Consider the following 20,869-nt stretch of genomic DNA (forward strand, 5'->3'; position numbering starts at 1 on the left):
TAGGCCCTCCGAATTGAGATGGTCTTGCCGCCGTTGCTCAGCGTCGCGCCGGGGACGGTCTTGCTGTCCTTCAGGGCGTTGCGGACGGCGGCCGAATCGAGCTTAGGGGGTTGCGGCGTCCAGTAATTGGACGGGATCTCGCTTTCCTCCACGATCACGAGCTTCGGCGGTACCGGGCGTGTCGAGACCGTGCCCGTAGTCGTGGTGAGGCTCGGCCTGCCCGCGATTTCGAGCGTGGATAGGAGCAGCGTCCGCTTTTCATCGGCGCGTCTCTCCATGGCCGCGATGCGCTGGCCGAGCGTGTCGCGGTAGGTCTTCAGTCCGGCCGCGAGCGCTTCATCCTCGCCGATCGAGGCGACAAGCCGGCCACACAGCCCCTCAAAATCGACTTCGCCTTCCAAGGTGTCCCGCACGAATTCGTCGTCACCGCCGGCCAGGGCAGCAATCTGCTCCCGGAGCACTTTCGCCGCCTCGATCTCGCGCGCCGCGTCGAACGCAATACTTGTATCGCGACGCACTTTGCGAGGGTTGGGGAGGGCTTCGGTGTCGGTGGGCATGCGCGGAGAGTGACCCGGACCGATCTCAGCGTCAAGTCCATAATCAAATATAGATTTCCACTAATGTGCGTTGAATCAAGAGGAAGTCAAACAAAGGCAGGGATGATTCCGTCATTTTACATTTAGGAGGTGCCGAATCAACGTATTTGAATGTTGACATACGCGAATGTGCATACGATTATCGATGGGCGGTCACGTTGGGTGGCCGCTTAGATCAGATCCGGTCGGGATGATTCAGTCCTAATTTGACCGTTGTTTGATTCCGTGGAGATTTTCATATGAGTCGTCTTTCCCCCTTCGGCATCCATGGCAATGAGAAGGTGTCGATCTTCATCGACGGCGCGGGCCTCTATGTGACGGCCTCATCCCTGTTGTTTGAAGTCGATTACAGTAAGTTGCTGGCGCAGTTCGAGGGAATGTGTCAGTTTAAGTCGGCGAAATACTATACGGCGGTGATTCAAGACAGTGAGTATGACGCCGTTCGCCCTCTGATCGACTACACTTCTTATAATGGCTACTGCGTTACGCGGAAGGCTCCGAAGGAGTGGACCGACGCTGCCGGCAAGCGGCGTTCAAAGGGAAGCATTGTGGGGGAGCTGACGGTCGGCATGCTCGAAGCCGCCCGGCACTGCGACCACATCGTGCTCTTCTCCGGCGACGGTGATTTCGTCGCGGCGGTCGAGGCGGTTCAGCGGATGGGTGTGCGGGTCACGGTCGTCTCGACGATCGCGACGAACCCGGCTGTTGTATCGGACGATCTGCGCCGCGCAGCCGATCGCTTTGTCGACCTCGCGAATGTACGGGCGGCGATTGAGCGGGCGCCGAGAGCCGGTCGGCCTGTCATCACGCGGGCGGTGGCGTGATGAGCCAGGATTCAGAATCACGCGCCCACGCGATCGAATGCGCTGAGACCGTCCTTAGGGCGTGGCAGGCGTGCCTTATGGCCGAAAAGAGCATCGGCACCCGCGCAATCGTCGACCTCCACGTTGAGGAACTCATCGAAATTATGATGGAGAACTTCCACGGCGACGTCGATCCGGATCAGGTCCATCGGATCTTCAACGCGGGCTTCTCGGCGCTGCGCCACCACGAACTTACCGAGGTGCCCGAGGCCATGGTGCCGGTCGCGGTGATGCGGGAAGTCTTGCATACGCACAAAGTCATGTTCAACCCTCGGAACGTCACGAATTTTGACAGCTTCGTTCGGAGGTTCGGCCGCTACATTGTCGGGCCAGGGCGATGAGCGGCGGCGGTCCACTTCCTGTCCGCGAGTTCGCCACGGTCGCAGAAATGCGGGCTCACGCGAAGGCGGTGCGTGAACGCTGTTTCGGTGTCGCCACTCCGCGCCCCGCTCCTGCTGCGATGCCGGGTCCGCCGCCGCTTCCACCGTTCGTGCGCCGGCCCTGGGATCGCGCCCGGTATCTCGAAGCGATGGAGGGGCTTGAACCCGGCGACCATAACCTCAGATCGCTTGTGCGCGTCGTCTCGGCGGTAACAAAGATCGATGCGACGGACCTCCTCGTCGAAGGGCGAGCGCCGGAGCGAGTTAAAGCACGCCAGATTATTATGTTTCTGGCGCGCGTCGTGATGGGGAGGTCACTCCCGCAGATCGGCGCGACGCTGAACCGCGACCACACGTCGGTTATCTACGGCGTGAGGAAGGTCGGCGCGATCGTCGATGCACTTGGCCTTGATCGGTCCACCGATGTCGTCGCGATGGCGCGGGCGTTATGGGGGCGGGAATGGCCCTCAAAGCCACGCGCCGGCTACGGAAGCAAGCTCAAGCCCAAGCAAGAGGCCGCCGCCGCATCTTCGCTCTTGGAGGCGGTCGAGTGACCCCGCCGCGCCGCTCCGTCCCGATCGTCAGCGACCATGCCCTGGTCCGGTACATGGAAAGGGTCATGGGCTTGGATGTCGAGGCGATCCGCGCTGAGATCTTGGAAGAGGTCGCCGCGTCCCTCGCCGCTCCTCCTCACGCCCGGCCTGACCCTCTCGAAACGCATCGGTTCGTCATCGATGGCGATGCTCTTGGGGGCCGCGTGGTCACGGTCCTTCCGCCCGGACGCCCTCCCAAGGGCTCGACCAAACTGCCCGGATTTCACGTCCCTCGTCTAGTTCAGAACAAAAGGTGAATCTACATGTCAGAAGCCACTGCAACCCCCGTCGAGCCGACCTCCTCGGAAGCGGCCGACGCTCTTCGTGCCTTCGTCGAAAGGGCGGAGTTCGTCCTCGCGGAAATCACCTCTCTCAAGGAAGACGTCGCCGGCATCTTCTCGGAAGCGAAGGGCCAGGGGTACGACGTGAAGGCCCTGCGCCGGGTCATCGCCCTGCGCAAGAAGGACGCCGACGAACGCAAGCAGGAAGAGGCCGTCGAGCTTCTGTATCGCGAAGCGTTGGGTCTCAACTGATGGCGGAAGAGACGCTCCTGTCCGCAAGCCGCCGCGTGGTCCGCTTTCTCAGAATCGATGACGCGTCGCACGGAGGATTGCTCTCTCGCGAGAGTATCATTTCGGTCGACACGCTGGACAGGATGGTCCGGGCCGAAAGCAGCCGAATCGAGCAAGCCAAAGCGGATGACGCGGCGGTGGCCGCCGAGTCTGGACGATCGACCCTGTGATCTGCGCCACGCTACCGGTCCCGCCATCGGCAAATCGCCTTTGGCGGGTTTTCCGTGGGCGCATGGTCACGTCGGCCGACTACGCTGCGTGGAAGGCGACGGCGGGCCTGATCCTGAACGTCGCGGCGGCCGGAAAGAGCATACAGGGACCATATGCCCTAACGATCCGCGTCGGTGTCCTGAAGGGCCGGCGGCTCGATCTGGACAACTATCTGAAGCCTTTGAACGACCTTCTCCAATCCTGCGGGGCGGTCCGAAACGATAGTGATTGCCAGTGCGTCGATATCGCGTGGGCAACGGGCGTCCAGGGCGCCACGATCACCGTAACGGCAACAAACCTCATTCCGAGGAAGTAGCCATGATCCAGATCCAGACGCCACACCTCTCGAAGCCCGATCCAGTTGTCGCCGAACGCATCGCCGCCTCGCGCCCCGGCATGGCGCATTGGGCGACGACAGGGCCTGAAGGAACGACCTGCCGCGAATGCAGCGCTTGGGGCAAGGGCGCTCGGTTTCGCCGCCGTGGTGGTTCCCTGGCGCCGCGTCGCTGTACGAAGTTCTCAAACCTGATGCAGGGAGCGGCCGGGGCGGGAGTGCCGCATGCCACGCCATCCTGTCGGCACTTCCAGGCGAGGGGAGGCGCCCCTCCCGTCGAGCCGCGAAGGTCTTTTGAGTAAGGGCCGCTGCACCCAAAGAAACGCCCGGCAGCAACAAAAACCCTTTCTACTGCGACCGGCAGTAAGCGCCCTGCGCCACTCTTCAAGCTCTTCTGCCTCGATCTATCGTAATGACTTGACGCTTACTGCTGGCACTTGACGGATTTCGAAGTCAACATATAGTAGATCGGCGAGAATCCAAAGCACTAGCTTGACGTACATTTCAGGTGTAATTATCAATATCCCTACGCATTTAGGCGTTATGGGATTCACGGGAATGGCCAAAGACCCATCGATTAAGACGATACTTTCTAGATGGCCTTCGGATTCCGAGGTTGCGGCTGATCTTGGATTCCGAGACATTTCTCTCGTGGCTGTGTTTAGGAATCAGGGACGAATCCCGGTGAGATACTGGGGCGCTGCGGTGGATTCCGCTCGTATGCGCGGCATTCGAGGCGTTAGCTTTGCGTCACTCTATCGGATGTGGCTTCGCGCTTCGACGTCAATCGCAACCCGGTCGCGGGTGGCGTCATGATCGGGATCGGATACACGCCGATGAACCTGGGCGACGGCGATCGTTCGCTTGTTCAGCTCTGGGATGACGAGCGCGAGTGGCCTGCCCTTGTCGAAGACGCCACGGGCGCGTTCATGCCGATTGGCGTGGTCGCGAACTGCACGAAGGCGGAAGTCGCGCGGCAGATCGCCGACATGACGGACGCAGATTTCAGGGATGAAGCCGAGGGTCGTCTCTACGACCTTGATCCGGATCTTTGCGAAGAGATGCTGACGGCATGGGTGGTCAGCCATCCGTACCGGGTGAGGGCAGTCCAATGATGAACGAGCCTGATTACCCGCCCGCGTCCGTCATCGACAGGCTGATTGAGTACCACCGGGCGCTGGCCGAGAGCGAAAGGCGCCTTGCGACGTCCCTCGACGATCAGGCCGGCATTGAGATCCGCCGCGATCGTCGCGCTGATGAGTGGGATCACAGCGTGGGCTTGAAGCTGGCGGCGGACAAGAACCGCGTCCGCTTCAATCGAAGCGATGTCACTGTGAAATGCCTGTCCCTGCTCCGTGACCTTGTCCATCCGCCGGCCCCGGAGCGCACGCATCCGAACCGGCCGACGAGGGTGTTCACCGGGCATATGAAGCGACCCGAGGACGACGCGTCGCCGAGGCTTCGTCTTCCGCCGTGACCTGACGGGCATCGCGCCCGGCCAAGACTGCCAACCACATCGTCGGACCCCATGGCCGGCTCCCTCGGGAGGCCCGGAACGGTGAAGCTATGCCAAGCGCCCTGGTTATCAGACCCGACCCAATTCGGGACGTGGACGACGATTACGGCGATGTCTACTCGCTCGATTGCGAAGCCGTACCGGTCTATCCAACCAACGGTGATGTTGTCGGGCGGCTACGCTGGTGCATCGCGGTATGCGACAGCAACGATCGCGGCCTCGGCTTTGCAGCAAGCCTGCTGTCCTTCGCGATTGAGCGGGGTGGCCTCACCGTCAGGCAACTCCGGTGTGCCGAAACGCTGATCGAGCGCATCCGCCACCAGTGGGCCACGTGCGACCTCGACTGCCAGCAAATGCCGGCCTCCTCACGCGGGTTCGACTTGCGCGCCGTGCCGCCGGAGGGCTGCGCATGAGGACGAGCGGCCTCGTACACGCGGCGAAGCTTCGGGCTCGGATCACGGCAGGCGGGCCGGCGGCGCTCATCGCCCGCAAGCGTCGCAATGAGATTACCGCCATCCTTCGGGATCAATGCGGTGGACCGTGCGAGACAGACGATGGAGTTGTTTGGCTGGACGAGGTTCTGCCGCTCATCAGGCTCGTCACGGCTTCGACTTCCTTTCGATACGTCGTCGGTGAGTGGGCGCGGTTGAATACGCCGCTTCTCTCCGATGCGGAAATTGACGAGGCCATCGAGCGCATCATCCCGGCGCCGCCCCGGTACGACTCGGCCTCGATCGGCAACCGGCTCAACCTCACGGAGGAGCGGCGGCGTCGGCTCGGCGTCACCCACATCCTTCCGGCCGGGTGGACCAAGGAGATGAACGCGGCGGCGCGACGGGCGCGCAATGCTGCCTCGGTGAAAGCCAAGCGACAGGCCAAGCGCGCCTCGAAGCCCCCCCGTGCGGTTTCCATAAGAACTCTCGCCCCTTGGGTCGGCCTCCGAATGTCGCGGGCTACGTTCATGCGCCTGTCCTCGGAGAAGCGAGCAATCCACGTCGCTCAAGCCCGGAATCTGGCCTCCGTCGCCAGCCCGAATCCGATGAGACCAAACCGTGTCGACGATACCCTTTCTTTTTCCCATCGACACATTCCGGTCTCACCCGAAAATCCTCTCCAGGCAGGTGGAGTTGGGGAAGACCGGGTCGGGTCACCTCAACCGGATCAGGATACGCCGCAGACAGCCAAGTCTCTAATCCTGGCAAGGCATTTCGACGGTCGGACAGCCCCGGCCCAACCGGAAGAACTCGGAACAGTTGGCTCTCACCCACGCGAGGACTGGCCAGACCCCGCCGAGGCGCGAGGACGGCCGGGAAGCGGTCAGAGCAGGCCGAGTGCGGATTTCCGACTGAAGCCCGCCAGCGGACCCGCTGAGTCGATCCAGGCCCGGTCCCGACCGCGATGTCCCCCGGCCTTCCGCCTGCCGCCGCCGTCCTCCTCGTTCTCGATCGGAATCCCGCTATGAGCCGCGTGTTCTTCCCTCACCAGACAGAGGCCCTGAACGCCCTGTACGCATCGCTGCGCAACGGTAAGCGCCGGCCGATGATGATGCTGCCGACCGGGGCCGGGAAGACGGTCCTGGCTTCGGAGATCGTCAAGCGGGCTCTGGCCAAGGACAAGCGGGTAACGTTCGTCGTCCCGAGTATCGAACTGGTCTCGCAGGCCATCGCCTCCTTCGAGGAGCACGGGATCTCGGCCGACCTGATCGGCGCACTCCAGGGCTCGAACCATCGTCGCTTCAATCCAGCGGCCCCGGTCCAAGTCGGCACCGTCCAAACGATCGCCCGCCGCACGATCCAGCCCTGTGACGTCGTCGTGGTGGATGAAGCTCACGTCGTGTTCGACGCCATGAGGAAGTGGATCGGCAGCGAGGAGTACGCGCGTGTCCCTTTCATCGGCCTGAGCGCCACGCCCTGGTCTTCTGGCTTGGGGCTCCTGTACGACGACCTGATTCAAACGACCTCGACTCAGGCCCTTATCGATGCCGGCCGGCTCTCGCCGTTCCGGGTCTTCGCGCCGGGTGAGCGGCCCGATCTGACGGGCGTGCGCACGGTCGCCGGGGACTATCACAAGGGCGATCTAGAGAAGGCCGTAAACAAGCCGAAGCTCGTCGCTGATATTGTCGAGACTTGGCTGGAACGCGGCGAGGGAAGACCGACGTTCATCTTCGGCGTTGACCGTGCGCACGCGCGCTCGATCCAAGCCGAATTCGAGCGCGTCGGCATCATGCCGTGCGGATACGTTGACGGCTTCACCGATTCCGGCGAGCGAGCCGATCTCTTTCGTCGCTTTCGATCCGGGGAGATGAAGGTCATCAGCTCGGTCGGCTGTCTCACCACCGGCATCGACGCCGATGTGCGTTGTTTGGTGCTGGCCAGACCTACCAAAAGCGCGATGTTGTACACCCAGATCATCGGGCGCGGCCTGCGCACCGCAGCGGATCACCCTGTCTACGGCCCGAAACTGGACTGCCTGATCCTCGATCATACCGACACGACGGCGCGTCTCGGCTTCGTCACGGATATCCACGTCCCCCGGCTCGATGATGGGGCGCCGAACAAGGCAGGCATCCGCAAGATCCAGGCGAAAGAGGAGGCGCTTCCGAAGGTCTGCCCGTCCCCGTCCTGCTCGTTCCTGAAGCCGGCCAAGGTTCATGCTTGCCCCTCGTGCGGGTTCGAACCGGCCAAGCCGACGACGATCGTCTGCGAGGACGGATCACTCGTGGAGGTGACGCAGGCCGATGCCGCTCGGGCCAAGGCGCAGGCCAAGGCGGATCTCGCTGAGCAGCGGTCGATTCTTGGGCAGCTTCAGAGCTATGCCGCGTCCCACGGGAACAAGAGCGGGTGGGTCGGCCACAAATACAAGGCGTGGTTCGGGGACTGGCCAAACGCGCATCGCAACGTGCCGGACGTGGAGCCGAGCCCGCGCGTTCTGTCGTGGCTGAGAGCGCAGAACATCCGGTGGGCGAAGGGTAGCGGCAAGGCACGGGGATTCCGCGCTCCGACCTCGCCGGCCACGGTGAGCGGAGGCCGCAATGCAGAAGCTCGCTGAGCGGATGAAAGGCCAGTGGCCAAAAGTGCTCCCGGCTTTCGGCCTCGATCGCCGTTACCTGAAAAACGAGCACGGCGAGTGCCCCCTGTGTGGCGGCAAGGATCGTTACAGATTCGATGACAAGGGCGACGGGCGTTACTTCTGCAATGGAGCCGGCTGCGGTCCCGGCAACGGCTTTGACCTCGCCATGAAGTTCACCGGTCTGAGCTTCAAGGAAGTGGCGGCAAGGATCGAGCCGCTGATCGGTACGGGGCCAGCGGCGCCGGTCACGCCCGCCTCGCCGTCATTACCCGACCACCAGCGGCTTAAGCGGATGTGGACTAAGGAGTCCACCGCGATCCGTCCGGACGACGCTGCTGGGCTGTGGCTGGCGAAGCGGGCCGGTATCTCTGCGCCCCAAACTTGCCTCCGGTTCGTCCCTCGGCTGTTCCATCTCGAATCGAAGACACACCACCCCGGCATGATCGCTCGCGTCACCAGTGCGGCCGGCAAGTCCGTACACATTCACCGAACATGGCTGACCCCTGCGGGTGAGAAAGCGCCTGTCAGTTCGCCGCGCAAGCTGATGCCGGGCAGCCTGGAGGAAAAGGGCGCCGCCATCCGCCTGTTCCCCAACGTCGAGAGGGTTCTCGGGGTGGGGGAGGGTATCGAGACGAGTCTTTGCGCGGCCGGCATCTTCCAGATTCCGGTCTGGAGCGTCCTCAATGCTGGCGGCTTCAAGGGTTGGCGCCCCCCTGCCGGTGTCGAGGAGGTAGTGATCTTCGCCGACGCGGATGAGAACTTCGTGGGGCAGCTTGAGGCCAACGTGCTCGCCGCCGAGCTGATGGCCTTGAGGGGCAAGCCTTTCCGCGTTCGCGTCGAGACGCCGCCGACGCTTGGGCAGGATTGGGCAGACGTGTGGGCATCCCAATGCCCAGCGTGACGGTGCTTGCTCTTCCGCTCTTCGTGCAGGGTACCGCGTTCGTTTGGTGGATCTCCCCGTTGGGGTCGTCCGGAACAGTGGACCTCCGCACCGCGAAGGATTTCACCGCGTGGATCGATGCGCGCGGATACTCGCTCGATGCCGGAATCATCGGGGTCGAGATAACTCCCGAGGATGCGGTCGAGTGGAAGCTTCGGTGGGTATAGTCCGTCATCCATAGGCCGATCGCATCCGTGTTAGCGTACAGATTCCGTAAATATTCAGACTGGGCTAGCGCGATATTTGGTTGGAATCCAATTTGTAGCGCAACGCGAATGTCGTCGATTGTGCAGCCTGCGCCGTCGTAGCGTTCTGGGAGCGCTTTTTGTTTGATCTCGGCATCAATGGCGTCTAACGCTCCATCGACACGGGAGCAGCAAGATGTCGAAGGTAAAAGGAATCATCGACCGATTTGATTCAGCGTATGAGGTGGCGCGGGCACTGAATCTACGCAACACTACTCAGGTCGCGCAGATGATAAAGCGGGATTCGATACCTGCTTGGCACTGGGTAAGGCTCGTCGAGGCCGGAAAAGAGCGCGGAATCGTCATCACGTTCGAGGAGCTTGCTCGCATGCATGCGCGGCCCACGCTGACGACGGCAAGGCCGATCCAACTCGCTCATTGAAGTGACGGGCGGCTTCACACGCCCGCCACCCCATCAATGCCGAGGCCCTGCACGGACCTCGGCATCACACCCACGGTTCAGGAGACCGCAGATGAGCAGCGATACAAATTTTCCGGTCGTTTCGGAAGCCAACATTGGAGCCGAACGGGTCCAGACAGTGGATGCTCGCGAGCTTCACAGATTCCTTGGCATCGGCGCTGCCTTCAAGGATTGGATCAGCCGCCGCATCGCGGAATACGCTTTCTCCGAAGGGGCAGACTTTTGCTCATTTCTGAGCGAAAGCGGCGGTCGCCCTGCGAAGGAGTACGCGATCAGCCTCGACATGGCGAAGCAGCTCGGCATGGTCGAACGCAATGACCAGGGCAGGCGGGTCCGGCAGTACTTCATTGATTGCGAGCGCCGGCTGAAGGGTGGCGCGACGCTCGATCCCATCGCCGTGCTGAGCGATCCCGCTGCGATGCGCGGCCTGCTCCTTGGCTACACCGAGCGGGTGATCGCGCTGGAATCCCGCGTCGCCGAGATGACACCTCAGGTCGAGGCCCTGGATCGAATCGCGGATACCCACGGAACCCTCTGCCGATCGACCGCCGCAAAGATGCTCAACGTCCCGCCGCAGACGCTGACCCGTTGGATGCGGACGAACGGATGGACCTTCCGGCGACCGGGCTGCAAGGACGACATCGCTTATCAGTCCAAGGTCAACGACGGGCTCCTTGAACACAAGATCACGACTGGTCCGCGACCTGACGGGACGGAGTGGTCGTCGACACAGGTTCGGGTGACGGCAAAGGGTCTGACATCCCTGGCCAAGGCGTTCCCGCCCGCTGCGTGCGCCGCGTGATGAGCGCTGAGCAAAAGGACCGGCATGCCGTGTCCGTTCTCGCCGGATCTCCGCGCGACGTGGCCGCCATCCTCAACGATCCCCTCGTCCGGGCGGTGCTTGCGCGCTTCCCTGGCGCCTGCATCACCGACGTGCGGGTGAAGCCGTCCGTCCAGGCTGCTCGGAAGAGGCGGTCATGAACGAGAGGTACGCCCTGGAGGTCTGGGGGGACACTCCTGCCTCACCGACGACCGTCAGGCTTCGGCCCATGGCGGATGACAGCGACGGCTGGAGCGGATTCGCCCGGCTCGGCGGGGAGCGCGGATCGGATCTGCGTGACTGGCTTGCCGACCGGGATTTCACGGCGGACCGCGGATACCTTGCCATCTTCCTCATCCCCTCCGCGACGGCGCTCGAAATCCGCATGAGGTGGTTCTGATGGAGCCGCCTCTGAATCACTCTCCTATATTTCGCGCAAAATAGATGTTTGTAAAATTTTGTGTCGAGCACCCGCCCCGAACGTCTATCCGCGTGGTGCCAAGACCCTAGCACTTAGCCCTAAAGCGGACGCTCCACCTATAATCCCGTCGAAGCACTCGCATCGTCTAAAGATCTATTTAAGCATAAACTCTGTTTCAGGTGTTACATAGGGGGCGGAACTAAACAGATAGTGGGTTGCCGGCTCTTGGGTGTCGAGCCACGCATGCATACAGCGTGGTTGTCACATGGTATATTTCGCTTCCGACGACCGAGAAATCTTTCGCATTTCAGGACACGCCGAGGGCAACGAACATGGACGAGACGAAACCCGTTTTAGGGCTGTTTAACGACGAAGATGAACTCCGTGACTATATCGCCGACAGGCTGGAACTAATCGAACAGAATCTATCGATTATTGGTAGAGAATACCAATTAGAAAATCTAGACGGTGCGGGCGGTCGGATCGATATCCTAGCACGCGACCCCTATAGACATCTTCTCTGCATTGAGGTGAAAAGGAGCAACAATAGTGCCCGCGCGACATTGAATGAACTAAGCAAGTACGTGTCACTGTTAGTCACACGAGAACGTCAAACGAAGGAGACGATCCGGTGCGTTGTGATTTCGACGCATTGGGAAGAGTTGCGTCTTCCATTGTCCTATTTCGCTAAATGCGCCGGCGTACAGGTCATCGCTTTACATGCTTTGCGTGACGGTGACGCACTTGCCCTAAAGCGACTTCGTCTAATCGACTTTAGCAGCTTGCCGCAGTTGTGTCCTGATATGGATCTCATCACTTTTCAGACTGGTGAATCTCGTGACCGTTCCTTAAAAAGTATCCATGCACGGGCCGAATGCATGCCATTTGTCCAAATGGCAGCGATTCTATTTGAGCCCAAAAAATCGTCTCATGCCAAAGTTTACCCAATCTTAGTGTGCGTATGGCGCCTATCCGACGGCTTCCAGGAAAAAATCGAAAATATTATAGGGCGAGCAATTGGTGAATGCTATCCGTATGCGGCGCCAGGATGGGAGCCAGAAACCGATTCGATGGACTGGATCACAACTCTAGGATCAGCGGCCCCATCTGATTACACCTTCGAATGGACCCACGGTACATCAGAAAAAGTAGCCGCGCTATTAACGGATTTTGACTTAGTGAATATAAAAAGGATCGGCAATTGGCCGAAGTACCACGCAATAAAAGACGATACGGAGATCCTAGAGGCCATCCTAGCGCAATCACCTATTGGTGGCTCTGGTCGAGCGAACCGATATAGTTTCCGCATGGAGGCCAGACCATCGATTGAGGCGTCATGGCGATTAGTTGTTAACGCGTTCCTAAAATTCGTTTCATTTGATCCCATTTGGCATGAGAAAGCTCAAGCTTTCCTCAATGGTGAGTTCGACGATAACAGTGTCGTGAAATTTGTGGCGCACGACGTAAGGCATGTGCTTTACTTAATCCACCAAGCGCGCTTCCGAAAAGACGCTAAACTTAGCTTTTTCGAGATAATAGTTTATAAAAACACCAAAATTACCGCCGGCCTGCTAGGCGAGTATAGTTGGGACGGTCGCACTTGCCCTGCATCCGCCGAGCGCGTTATCGAGACGGTTTATGGCAATGTCATATGGGCTCGCATAGCGATGGGTAGCGCTGTAGACCACAAACGTTACGACGATGCCTTTTTGCTTCACGGTTTCCTACCTGCTTTTACGTGGATAGAACATGGAGTCGCGTATGTAGGCGATCCTGAGGTCCGCTATTCGATACAAGACTTCGTAAAGCGCAACACTGAATATTGCACATCGGTAGCAAATTTGTTAGAAAGCGTTGGTCCTTTGCCTACGGCTCAGACTTCATGAGCTTGGGGATAAACACCGGCACGTCTCACATAAAATGCTCAAAACTGATTGGGCGATATGGCCTACTCGTCAGAAACGGCGGGCCAGGATCCAGAAAACCGATCGGGCGAATGGAAAATGACGACACCAATTAAAGGGCTCTGGTGCTTCCCAAAGACGGTCGCGTAGCCCCCGGGGTCCAACTAGATGCGGGTTTCGTAACAGGCTAATCGGCCTCGGTAATTCAAACCCGTATCATAGGCACCGTTGCAGCGGTCGCATCGGTTGATAGGCGCCTTCACAGTTGCGGCGGCGTGCGGCATCCGGCTTCCTGATCGGCTATGAAGCCGACGATCTCCAGCTATGGTCGGATGTTTGCGGTTCCCACGTGGACTTGGCCCAACCCCAACTCGAATACGGCGTGATCCGTGTGGACAAGGACAAAACGATTCGCGGTGACACTGTAGCTATCGACTGTAGCTAAGCTATCCGGAGCTTTCTGCTAAGTGCCTGCACTCAAACAGGAAAATAAGCTTGGTGCCGCAAGAGGGATTCGAACCCCCGACCCCCTCATTACGAATGAGGTGCTCTACCAGCTGAGCTATTGCGGCGAGATCCGTATTGCGACGGCTGGTGTCGCTTCGGATCGTTGCGGCTTCATATCCGCACGCTCGACCGATGGCAAGGCGGCCCGCGTCGTCTTCGTGATGCAACTGTGCCACGGACGGTGCATCACGGTCCCGCGATGCGCCATGCTGCCTTGACGCGGAGCGATGCGGCTTCGAAGGCTCGCGGCACGTTTCAGGAAAAGCCATGTCCCTCATCGCCCGCTTGCGTGCCTATGCTGCCGACGCGTTCGGCCTGTCCGCGAGCCCGGACGATTCGGAAGCTGTAGATGAGCGCTTGGCGGCGATTGCCCTTCTCGTCCATGTGGCACGGGTGGATGGAGTTCTCGACGGGGCCGAGTCGGAGCGGCTCTGCCGCTTGGTCGAGGGACGCTATGCCGGCAACCGCGAGGAGGCCGAAGCGCTGATCGCTCGCGCGGCCGGTGTCGATGCCCAGACCCGCGACATGGCGCTGCTCGTGGAAATGATGGGCCACGAGTTCGGCGAGACGGAGCGCGCGCGGCTGCTCTCCATGGCATGGTCGGTGGCCGGCGCCGATGGCACGGTTCATGAGTTCGAAGAGGCGTTGGTCTGGCGGCTCGGTCGCCTGCTCCGGTTCGATGACACGGCGATCCGTCTCGCCAGGGCCGGCGCAGAATCGGGGGCGGTCTCCTAGCGGCAGCTCGGCAGACGATCCTCGGCTTCGCCGGGCCGGATCAGGCCGGAAGAAAGAATCGCGGCGCGATGATCGTCAGCTTCACCTTGATCCTCCTGGCCCAACTCGTCGGAGAGGTGCTCGCACGTGCCACGGCCCTCTCAGTCCCGGGTCCGGTCATCGGGATGGCACTGCTTCTCTTGTTCATGGTGTTGCGCGACCGCTGGTCCGGCATTGCCTCACGAGTCCTCGCTGCGCCACTCGTGGACGGCACCCTGGAGCGCTCCGGGAAAGGGCTGCTCGCCCATCTGTCGCTGATGTTCATCCCGGCCGGCGCCGGTATCGTCGGACGGCTCGACGTGCTCGAAGCTCATGGCGTGGCGCTGGCCTGCGTCGTTGTCGTCTCGACATTGGCGACCCTCACGGCGACGGCGCTCACCTTCGTCGCCGTCAAGCGTTGGGTCGCCCCGGTGAGGGAGCCATGACCGGCGATTTCGCGCTCTGGGTCTATCTCTCGCGCACGCCCCTGCTGTGGCTGACCGTGACACTGATGGTCTACGCAGTTGCCGACCGCATCGCCACGGCAACGAACAGGCATCCTCTGGCGAATCCCGTAGTCGTCGCCATCATCCTGATGGCTGGCGTGCTTAAGCTGACCGGAACGCCCTACGCGACTTATTTCGACGGTGCCCAATTCGTCCACTTCCTGCTCGGGCCCGCCACCGTGGCCCTGGCGATCCCGCTCTACGAATACCGCGCCACGGTGCTCCGCTCGCTGGCGCCAATGCTGGCAGCTCTCCTCGTGGGCTCCGTCGTAGCTCTCATCTCTGCCATGACGTTGGGCACGGCCTTCGGCATCCCGCACGATGTCATCGTCGCCCTCGTCCCGAAATCGGTGACGACCGGTGTCGCGATGGGCATTGCTCAGAATCTCGGCGGCGATCCGACTCTCGCAGCCGTGCTGGTGATGTTGACCGGTATGACAGGTGGAATCCTGGTGACGCCGCTCATGAATCTGCTCCGCATTCAGGACATGCGGGCACGGGGTTTCGCCGCCGGACTCGCCGCGCACGGTGTCGGCACCGCACGGGCGTTTCAGGTCAACGAGGTGGCGGGTGCTTTCGCGGGTATCGCACTCGGTCTCAACGCCTTCATCACGGCGATCCTCGCACCGCTCGCCGTGACGTTCTTGCGCTGACGTCACCCCTATTTGGCGAGAGCGGCCTCAGGCGTTTCCGTCGGGATGAAGCGGCCGTCCTGGCCCGGTTTCATGTCGATGCGCGTGTCGTGAAGGGCGTGCAGCGTCGAGCGATGGCCGATGGAAACGATGGTCGTCCCCGGCAACCGCTCGCGCAGCATGCGGTAGATGCCGGCTTCGCTCGGCTCGTCGAGGGCGGCGGTGGATTCGTCGAGGAAAAGCCAGGCGGGCTTCGCCAGCACGGCGCGGGCGATGGCCAAACGCTGCTGTTCACCGCCGGACAGTCGCTGGTCCCAGGCATCGATCTCGTCGAGACGGTCGGCCAGCTGCGGCAGTTGCGCGGCAATCAAGGCTTCGCGGATCGCCTCGTCGGAGAACTGGTCGGTGGTGCTGGGATAGACCACCGCGCCACGCAGGGTTCCGAGTGGAATATACGGCCGCTGCGGCAGCACCAGCGCCGACTGACCTTCGGGCACGTCGATCCGGCCCTTGCCGAACGGCCAGATCCCGGCGATCGCCCGGAACAGGGTCGACTTGCCCGATCCAGACGGGCCGGTGACGAGAGTGGCGGCACCCTTGGTGAGGGTAAACGACTTGGCGGAGACAATCTCGCGACCATCGGGCAGCGCCAGGGTCATGCCGGACGCCGTCACGGCCGGGCCCGGTCCACTGCCCTGCACCAAGCCGTATCCGGCACCGGACAGGGCCTCCGCCTTCGTCATCGCCCGCTTGAATGACGTCAGGCGGTTGGTATTGGCGCGGTACGACGCGATGGTGGTGTAGGAATCGATGAAGAAGGACAGGGAACCCTGGACGCTGCTGAAGGCGTTCGCCGTCTGCTGGAACTGTCCGAGGGTAATTTTCTTCAGGAAGTAGGATGGAGCGGCGAGGATGTAGGGAAACACCACGCTGATCTGGTTGTAGGACAGGGTGAAGCTGCCGATCTTGATCCGCCGGTAGATGATGGCGAGGTAGTTCTCGATGATCTCCCGGAACAGCTCGCGCAGTCGCAAGGTCTCCGACCGCTCACCGCGCAGCAGGGCAATCTGCTCGGAATAGATCCTGGTCCGCGCGAGTGAGAAGCGAAAATCGGCCTCCACCTTCTCCTGCCGGAAGTCGAGGCCGATGAGCGGACGGCCGATGAGATGGGTCAGCCAAGTTCCGACCACCGCGTAGACGATGACCAGCCACACCAGGAAGCCGGGCACTACCATGTCGGTGAAGGGAAGAACGAAATCCCGCGACAGCCCCCAAAGGATAACCATAAAGGAAACCAGGGTAGCGGCCTGGGATAGGAGCCGGATCGACAGGCTCGTCGTCTGCTGGATGAAGAGGTTGACGTCGCTCTGGATGCGCTGATCCGGGTTGTCGGCCGGTTCGTCGGTGAAGGGTATGCGGTAATGCGTGCCCCCATCGAGCCAGCGACTGTAGAGGCTGCGTGCGAGCCAAGTGCGCCAGCGGATATGCAGCGAAGCATCGACGAAAGTGTCGAACATGCCGATGATGACCCAGATCGTCGCAAGAGGCACGAAGATCCAGACGAGCTGATACCAGAATGCGTCGGCGTTATACTCTTGCAGCGCGTTGAAGAGGTCGCGGTACCAGAAATTCAGGCGCAGTTGTAGCGCAACCTGCGCAAAGGTGATGAAGATCGAAAGCGCAACGAGGCGCCGTGCGACCCGGCCTTCGGTACTGCCGAAGAAACGGAACGGTCGGATTTCCCGGTTCGGCTCCTCGCGTGCGGCGAAGAACGGATCCGCGATACGAGTGATCGCGCGGATGGGTTCGAGATGGGAAATTCCGAATACGATGCCTGCGAAGACCACCGCGCCCGTGGCCGCGAAGGCAGGCGGCAGCAGTGCCGCCAGCGTCTCCGGCAGAAAACCGGATGCTGCAAGTTGCTTAGCACCGGCCAGGAACAAATACCCGATACCGTAGACGGAAACGAACACCTTGAGATAATCTGAGAGCTTGGCGGAGGCAAAAAGGATCACCACCATCGCGAAGCCGCTGAGGCTGACGTAGAGCGGTGTCGAGGTGCCCGGCAGGATCAGAAGAACGAGGGCAAAGAGCGCCGTTATGGCGGCCTGCAGGCCGAGGCCTGTCCTGAGTACGGCCACGCGCGTCTCCTCAACTCGGTAAATTCAAATGTGCGAATGGGTCTTCGCCCGCCGGATTAGCACCCGGTCGTGACGGCGGCAGTGACGACCGGTCGTGGCGAGATCGTGGCGAGGGCTTCACCCGCCGGATGCGTCAGATCGGATCAGGGCCAATCCCAGTCGCCGTAATCGGGCTCGCGACAGCGGTACCCCACGGGGCATTCCAGATTATCGCGTGTCGGGACGAAACGCAGCTCGGCGATTTCCGTCAGGCCGCAAAGGCTGCGATCGCTGACGAAGCGTTCCGTCTTTACCGGCTGCTCCCCCCTGCCGGACCTATCCGCCTTGCCCACGGACCAGGACAGGACCGCCGATCCGTCGCGCTTCACGAGCGCCATCGCGTCCGCGCAGGACATCCGCGGAGTGGAGGGAGGCGTCTGAGCGCCGGCCGAGGTGGCGATGACGACGCAGACGGCGATGGCGAGGCGTCTCGTCACGATGGATCTGCGCGCTGGTATGTTTCTCACAAGCTTGAGCATGGCAGTTTTGGTAAGCGACGGGAAGGCCTTGCCGTTCGCTCGCCCTATTCCCGGAGTCTATCCACCGCTATCAAACGCACCGAGACAGAATAATCACACACCTGTCCTGACGAGAGCCGACTTTGAGAATGATAACGGCCTGCATGTCGGACGGGGTGGGGGATCGAATGTCGCGGAATAGTGAGGTGGTGGGTGCCGCCGAGAAATTGGCGCGCACGGGATTGGCTCGGCCTCAAGGTCGGGCTTGACGGGAGACGACGATGGCCGCCGGCATCGAAAGCGAGGATATGAGAAACGAGGACGGCACGCCGTCAGTGACGGTGACCGGACCGTCGGGAGGGTCGCGCCGTGCCTTGATACTCCCAGTATCCCTCGCCATGGGCTGGGGCGTTCTCCTCGGCTACAGCACAGTTCTGTTGACGAACGATACCCCTGTCCGCCCTGAGACCGGCACGGCACAGGCTGCCTTGAACGAGCCGGGTCCGTTCGAGAACACGGCGGCATCCTCACGCCTGCCCCGTGCCAATGCGCCCTGGTCGGATGTGGGGCTTGGCTCTGCTCACGCTGGAGCGCCTGCCCGGGACAGGCTCGCTGCATCCCCTGCCCAGCCGGGCATCCGGCCGGTCGCGCTCAAGCAGGATACGGAAGTGACGCCCCGCGCCGATGCCCCCGCTGCCGCTTCTCCACCGATCGAGGCGGCGGCTTATGTCGGCGTCTGGGGGCCGAACGAGGTGGCATGCCGCCGCGGCGCGCGGCGCCGTGGATACATTCCGGCGCGGATCACCGAGAATGGCGCGCGGGCGGGAAATACCGTCTGTACCTTCCGCGACGGGCGGCGCATGGGCGCGAGTTGGAGCGTGGCGGCATCCTGCAGCGATGGCGGCCGGCGCTGGACATCCCAAGTGAAGCTGATCGTCGAAGGCGACCGTCTGACATGGTCGAGCGCCAAGGGCGACGCCTCTTACGTCCGGTGCAATCGCCGCGCCGGGTAAATACCGCCGATACTGAAGTCTCGCCGGCTCTCTGCCGTGACGGGCTGAAATGTCGGGCGAAGGTTTCACGGATTCAATTCGGCCAAATCCGTCCGCGCGACGACATTTAACCGTCCAGCGCCCGGCCTTGTCCGATCATCCGTAACGAAAAGAGGGTCGTCTTGCGACGACCCTCTCCGCTCTCGCGGCGGTAACCGCGAGAGCATCCATTCCACGTGACGATAGGGACTTTTTAGAAGTCCATGCCGCCCATGCCGCCGCCGCCCGGCATCTGGGGAGCGCCGCTGTCCTTCTTCGGAGCATCCGCGATCATGGCCTCGGTGGTGACGAGGAGGCCGGCGATCGAGGAGGCGTCCTGCAGAGCGGTGCGCACGACCTTGGCCGGGTCGACGATGCCGGCCTGGATCATGTCGACATACTCTTCGGTCTGGGCGTTGAAGCCGTAGGTGATCGAAGAGGTGTTGTCGGTGATCTTGCCGACCACGATCGAGCCTTCGACGCCCGAGTTGGCGGCGATCTGGCGGATCGGGGCCTCAAGGGCCTTCAGCACGATCTTGATGCCGGCCTGGACGTCCGGGTTGTCGCTCTGGAGAGCGCGGACGGCCTCACGGGCACGGAGGAGGGCGGTGCCGCCGCCGGGGACGATGCCTTCTTCCACCGCAGCGCGGGTGGCGTTGAGCGCGTCGTCGACGCGGTCCTTCTTCTCCTTGACCTCGACCTCGGTCGCGCCGCCGACGCGGATGACCGCGACGCCGCCGGCGAGCTTGGCCAGGCGCTCCTGGAGCTTCTCACGGTCGTAGTCCGAGGTGGTCTCCTCGATCTGCGCCTTGATCTGGCCGACGCGGGCTTCGATGTCCGCCTTCTCGCCGAGACCGTCGATGATCGTGGTGGTCTCCTTCTCGATGCGGATGCGCTTGGCGCGGCCGAGCATCGGGAGGGTGACGTTCTCGAGCTTGATGCCGAGGTCCTCGGCGATCATCTGACCCTGGGTCAGGATCGCGATGTCCTCGAGCATGGCCTTGCGGCGATCGCCGAAGCCCGGAGCCTTGACGGCAGCGACCTTGAGGCCACCGCGCAGCTTGTTCACGACGAGCGTGGCGAGAGCCTCACCCTCGATGTCCTCGGCGATGATGACGAGCGGCTTGCCGGTCTGCACCACGGCCTCGAGAACCGGCAGCATCGCCTGGAGCGACGAGAGCTTCTTCTCGTGGATGAGGATGTAGGGGTCCTCGAGCTCGGCGACCATCTTCTCCGCGTTCGTGATGAAGTACGGGGAGAGGTAGCCGCGGTCGAACTGCATGCCCTCGACGACGTCGAGCTCGGTCTCGGCGGTCTTGGCTTCCTCGACGGTGATGACACCCTCGTTGCCGACCTTCTGCATGGCGTGGGCGATCATCTCGCCGATTTCCTTGTCGCCATTGGCCGAGATGGTGCCGACCTGGGCGACTTCCTCGGACGAGGCGACCTTCTTGGCGCGGCTCGTGATGTCCTTCACGGCGGCGGTGGTGGCGAGGTCGATGCCGCGCTTCAGGTCCATCGGGTTCATGCCGGCGGCCACGTACTTGGCGCCTTCACGGACGATGGCCTGGGCCAGGACGGTGGCGGTGGTGGTGCCGTCGCCAGCGATGTCGTTGGTCTTCGAGGCCACTTCGCGCACCATCTGGGCGCCCATGTTCTCGAACTTGTCGGCGAGCTCGATCTCCTTGGCGACGGTGACGCCGTCCTTGGTGATGCGCGGAGCGCCGAAGGACTTCTCGATGACGACGTTACGGCCCTTGGGGCCGAGGGTCACCTTGACGGCATCCGCGAGGATGTCGACGCCGCGGAGCATCTTCTCGCGGGCATCTGAGCCGAAGCGTACTTCTTTCGCTGCCATGTATAGATCCTCATCAAATTGAGAGCCTTGAGGCGCTCACCGAAGGGCGCGCTCGAAAGG

24 protein-coding genes and 1 tRNA gene are annotated in these 20,869 nt (G+C 61.9%); 20 read left to right on the forward strand and 5 right to left on the reverse strand.

Annotated elements, in window-relative coordinates; genetic code table 11:
- Nucleotides 1–557: siphovirus Gp157 family protein (locus tag IPV08_RS21710; protein ID WP_207413619.1), on the reverse strand; the 557-nt coding region annotated here is incomplete at its 3' end.
- Nucleotides 558–835: 278 nt separating this feature from the next.
- Here IPV08_RS21710 and IPV08_RS21715 point away from each other — a divergent pair.
- The 16 genes from IPV08_RS21715 to IPV08_RS21790 all read left to right on the forward strand — a co-directional run bounded on the left by IPV08_RS21715 (nucleotide 836) and on the right by IPV08_RS21790 (nucleotide 12,866).
- Nucleotides 836–1,420 (forward strand): NYN domain-containing protein, encoded by a 585-nt coding sequence (locus IPV08_RS21715; protein WP_207413621.1) that lies wholly within the window; start codon nucleotides 836–838, stop codon nucleotides 1,418–1,420.
- Nucleotides 1,421–1,497: 77 nt separating this feature from the next.
- On the forward strand, nucleotides 1,498–1,800 hold the full coding sequence (locus tag IPV08_RS21720; protein ID WP_207413622.1) for a hypothetical protein: 303 nt from the start codon (nucleotides 1,498–1,500) through the stop codon (nucleotides 1,798–1,800).
- Nucleotides 1,797–2,393 (forward strand): helix-turn-helix domain-containing protein, encoded by a 597-nt coding sequence (locus tag IPV08_RS21725; RefSeq protein ID WP_207413624.1) that lies wholly within the window; start codon nucleotides 1,797–1,799, stop codon nucleotides 2,391–2,393. The genes IPV08_RS21720 and IPV08_RS21725 overlap by 4 nt, the downstream gene beginning before the upstream one ends.
- Before the next feature lie 302 nt (nucleotides 2,394–2,695).
- On the forward strand, nucleotides 2,696–2,965 hold the full coding sequence (locus IPV08_RS21730) for a DUF2312 domain-containing protein (protein ID WP_207413626.1): 270 nt from the start codon (nucleotides 2,696–2,698) through the stop codon (nucleotides 2,963–2,965).
- Nucleotides 2,965–3,174 (forward strand): hypothetical protein, encoded by a 210-nt coding sequence (locus tag IPV08_RS21735; RefSeq protein ID WP_207413628.1) that lies wholly within the window; start codon nucleotides 2,965–2,967, stop codon nucleotides 3,172–3,174. The genes IPV08_RS21730 and IPV08_RS21735 overlap by 1 nt, the downstream gene beginning before the upstream one ends.
- Nucleotides 3,171–3,530: a RusA family crossover junction endodeoxyribonuclease gene (locus IPV08_RS21740; protein ID WP_207413636.1), complete on the forward strand. Its 360-nt coding sequence runs from the start codon at nucleotides 3,171–3,173 to the stop codon at nucleotides 3,528–3,530. Before IPV08_RS21735 ends, IPV08_RS21740 begins: the two co-directional genes overlap by 4 nt.
- Before the next feature lie 782 nt (nucleotides 3,531–4,312).
- Nucleotides 4,313–4,663 carry a hypothetical protein gene (locus IPV08_RS21745; protein ID WP_207413638.1) on the forward strand — a complete coding sequence of 117 codons (351 nt, stop codon included), beginning with the start codon at nucleotides 4,313–4,315 and terminating at the stop codon, nucleotides 4,661–4,663.
- Complete coding sequence (locus IPV08_RS21750) at nucleotides 4,663–5,025, forward strand: hypothetical protein (protein ID WP_207413640.1); 363 nt, start codon at nucleotides 4,663–4,665, stop codon at nucleotides 5,023–5,025. The genes IPV08_RS21745 and IPV08_RS21750 overlap by 1 nt, the downstream gene beginning before the upstream one ends.
- A 131-nt stretch (nucleotides 5,026–5,156) precedes the next feature.
- The gene (locus tag IPV08_RS21755; RefSeq protein ID WP_207413642.1) at nucleotides 5,157–5,477 is read left to right on the forward strand and encodes a hypothetical protein; all 321 of its coding nucleotides are present in this window, start codon (nucleotides 5,157–5,159) and stop codon (nucleotides 5,475–5,477) included.
- A gap of 1,045 nt (nucleotides 5,478–6,522) precedes the next feature.
- Nucleotides 6,523–8,112: a DEAD/DEAH box helicase gene (locus IPV08_RS21760; protein WP_207413644.1), complete on the forward strand. Its 1,590-nt coding sequence runs from the start codon at nucleotides 6,523–6,525 to the stop codon at nucleotides 8,110–8,112.
- Complete coding sequence (locus IPV08_RS21765) at nucleotides 8,096–9,034, forward strand: toprim domain-containing protein (RefSeq protein ID WP_207413646.1); 939 nt, start codon at nucleotides 8,096–8,098, stop codon at nucleotides 9,032–9,034. Before IPV08_RS21760 ends, IPV08_RS21765 begins: the two co-directional genes overlap by 17 nt.
- A 420-nt stretch (nucleotides 9,035–9,454) precedes the next feature.
- Nucleotides 9,455–9,700, forward strand: coding sequence for a hypothetical protein (locus tag IPV08_RS21770; RefSeq protein WP_207413648.1), 246 nt, complete (start codon nucleotides 9,455–9,457; stop codon nucleotides 9,698–9,700).
- Nucleotide 9,701: 1 nt separating this feature from the next.
- Nucleotides 9,702–10,541: a phage antirepressor KilAC domain-containing protein gene (locus IPV08_RS21775; protein ID WP_207413650.1), complete on the forward strand. Its 840-nt coding sequence runs from the start codon at nucleotides 9,702–9,704 to the stop codon at nucleotides 10,539–10,541.
- A 29-nt stretch (nucleotides 10,542–10,570) separates the two neighbouring features.
- Nucleotides 10,571–10,720: a hypothetical protein gene (locus IPV08_RS21780; protein ID WP_207413652.1), complete on the forward strand. Its 150-nt coding sequence runs from the start codon at nucleotides 10,571–10,573 to the stop codon at nucleotides 10,718–10,720.
- The gene (locus IPV08_RS21785) at nucleotides 10,717–10,959 is read left to right on the forward strand and encodes a hypothetical protein (protein WP_207413654.1); all 243 of its coding nucleotides are present in this window, start codon (nucleotides 10,717–10,719) and stop codon (nucleotides 10,957–10,959) included. The genes IPV08_RS21780 and IPV08_RS21785 overlap by 4 nt, the downstream gene beginning before the upstream one ends.
- Nucleotides 10,960–11,312: 353 nt before the next feature.
- Nucleotides 11,313–12,866: an endonuclease NucS domain-containing protein gene (locus tag IPV08_RS21790; RefSeq protein ID WP_207413656.1), complete on the forward strand. Its 1,554-nt coding sequence runs from the start codon at nucleotides 11,313–11,315 to the stop codon at nucleotides 12,864–12,866.
- A 514-nt stretch (nucleotides 12,867–13,380) separates the two neighbouring features.
- Here IPV08_RS21790 and IPV08_RS21795 read toward each other — a convergent pair.
- Nucleotides 13,381–13,456 (reverse strand) — tRNA-Thr (locus IPV08_RS21795).
- A 202-nt stretch (nucleotides 13,457–13,658) separates the two neighbouring features.
- On the opposite strand from IPV08_RS21795, the gene IPV08_RS21800 reads away from it, so the two are divergent.
- From IPV08_RS21800 to IPV08_RS21810, 3 genes are all read left to right on the forward strand, one after another.
- Entirely contained in the window at nucleotides 13,659–14,126 is a 468-nt protein-coding gene (locus tag IPV08_RS21800) for a TerB family tellurite resistance protein (RefSeq protein WP_056424570.1), read from the forward strand.
- A gap of 68 nt (nucleotides 14,127–14,194) precedes the next feature.
- Nucleotides 14,195–14,590, forward strand: coding sequence for a CidA/LrgA family protein (locus tag IPV08_RS21805; RefSeq protein ID WP_207413658.1), 396 nt, complete (start codon nucleotides 14,195–14,197; stop codon nucleotides 14,588–14,590).
- Nucleotides 14,587–15,303, forward strand: a complete 717-nt coding sequence (locus tag IPV08_RS21810; protein ID WP_207413660.1) for an LrgB family protein — start codon at nucleotides 14,587–14,589, stop codon at nucleotides 15,301–15,303. The genes IPV08_RS21805 and IPV08_RS21810 overlap by 4 nt, the downstream gene beginning before the upstream one ends.
- 8 nt (nucleotides 15,304–15,311) lie before the next feature.
- Here IPV08_RS21810 and IPV08_RS21815 read toward each other — a convergent pair whose 3' ends face one another.
- Nucleotides 15,312–17,423: an SbmA/BacA-like family transporter gene (locus tag IPV08_RS21815; protein ID WP_207413662.1), complete on the reverse strand. Its 2,112-nt coding sequence runs from the start codon at nucleotides 17,421–17,423 to the stop codon at nucleotides 15,312–15,314.
- A gap of 143 nt (nucleotides 17,424–17,566) precedes the next feature.
- The gene (locus IPV08_RS21820) at nucleotides 17,567–17,899 is read right to left on the reverse strand and encodes an HdeA family protein (protein WP_246748126.1); all 333 of its coding nucleotides are present in this window, start codon (nucleotides 17,897–17,899) and stop codon (nucleotides 17,567–17,569) included.
- Between the two features lie 302 nt (nucleotides 17,900–18,201).
- On the opposite strand from IPV08_RS21820, the gene IPV08_RS21825 reads away from it, so the two are divergent.
- Nucleotides 18,202–18,933 (forward strand): hypothetical protein, encoded by a 732-nt coding sequence (locus IPV08_RS21825; protein ID WP_207413666.1) that lies wholly within the window; start codon nucleotides 18,202–18,204, stop codon nucleotides 18,931–18,933.
- Between the two features lie 232 nt (nucleotides 18,934–19,165).
- On the opposite strand, the gene groL is transcribed toward IPV08_RS21825, so the two are convergent.
- Nucleotides 19,166–20,809, reverse strand: coding sequence for a chaperonin GroEL (gene groL, locus IPV08_RS21830; RefSeq protein WP_056424589.1), 1,644 nt, complete (start codon nucleotides 20,807–20,809; stop codon nucleotides 19,166–19,168).
- Nucleotides 20,810–20,869 lie beyond the last annotated feature (60 nt).

It is taken from the genome of Methylobacterium sp. SD274, from assembly GCF_017355285.1.
Classification (GTDB): Bacteria; Pseudomonadota; Alphaproteobacteria; order Rhizobiales; family Beijerinckiaceae; genus Methylobacterium.

Excerpts from the sequence above, each read along its gene's own strand:
- IPV08_RS21715 (WP_207413621.1), top strand. The coding sequence starts at position 836 with ATGAGTCGTCTTTCCCCCTTCGGCATCCATGGCAATGAGAAGGTGTCG.
- IPV08_RS21720 (WP_207413622.1), top strand. The coding sequence starts at position 1,498 with ATGGCCGAAAAGAGCATCGGCACCCGCGCAATCGTCGACCTCCACGTT.
- IPV08_RS21725 (WP_207413624.1), top strand. The coding sequence starts at position 1,797 with ATGAGCGGCGGCGGTCCACTTCCTGTCCGCGAGTTCGCCACGGTCGCA.
- IPV08_RS21730 (WP_207413626.1), top strand. The coding sequence starts at position 2,696 with ATGTCAGAAGCCACTGCAACCCCCGTCGAGCCGACCTCCTCGGAAGCG.
- IPV08_RS21735 (WP_207413628.1), top strand. The coding sequence starts at position 2,965 with ATGGCGGAAGAGACGCTCCTGTCCGCAAGCCGCCGCGTGGTCCGCTTT.
- IPV08_RS21750 (WP_207413640.1), top strand. The coding sequence starts at position 4,663 with ATGAACGAGCCTGATTACCCGCCCGCGTCCGTCATCGACAGGCTGATT.
- IPV08_RS21760 (WP_207413644.1), top strand. The coding sequence starts at position 6,523 with ATGAGCCGCGTGTTCTTCCCTCACCAGACAGAGGCCCTGAACGCCCTG.
- IPV08_RS21765 (WP_207413646.1), top strand. The coding sequence starts at position 8,096 with ATGCAGAAGCTCGCTGAGCGGATGAAAGGCCAGTGGCCAAAAGTGCTC.
- IPV08_RS21770 (WP_207413648.1), top strand. The coding sequence starts at position 9,455 with ATGTCGAAGGTAAAAGGAATCATCGACCGATTTGATTCAGCGTATGAG.
- IPV08_RS21785 (WP_207413654.1), top strand. The coding sequence starts at position 10,717 with ATGAACGAGAGGTACGCCCTGGAGGTCTGGGGGGACACTCCTGCCTCA.
- IPV08_RS21790 (WP_207413656.1), top strand. The coding sequence starts at position 11,313 with ATGGACGAGACGAAACCCGTTTTAGGGCTGTTTAACGACGAAGATGAA.
- IPV08_RS21800 (WP_056424570.1), top strand. The coding sequence starts at position 13,659 with ATGTCCCTCATCGCCCGCTTGCGTGCCTATGCTGCCGACGCGTTCGGC.
- IPV08_RS21805 (WP_207413658.1), top strand. The coding sequence starts at position 14,195 with ATGATCGTCAGCTTCACCTTGATCCTCCTGGCCCAACTCGTCGGAGAG.
- IPV08_RS21810 (WP_207413660.1), top strand. The coding sequence starts at position 14,587 with ATGACCGGCGATTTCGCGCTCTGGGTCTATCTCTCGCGCACGCCCCTG.
- IPV08_RS21825 (WP_207413666.1), top strand. The coding sequence starts at position 18,202 with ATGGCCGCCGGCATCGAAAGCGAGGATATGAGAAACGAGGACGGCACG.
- groL (WP_056424589.1), bottom strand. The coding sequence starts at position 20,809 with ATGGCAGCGAAAGAAGTACGCTTCGGCTCAGATGCCCGCGAGAAGATG.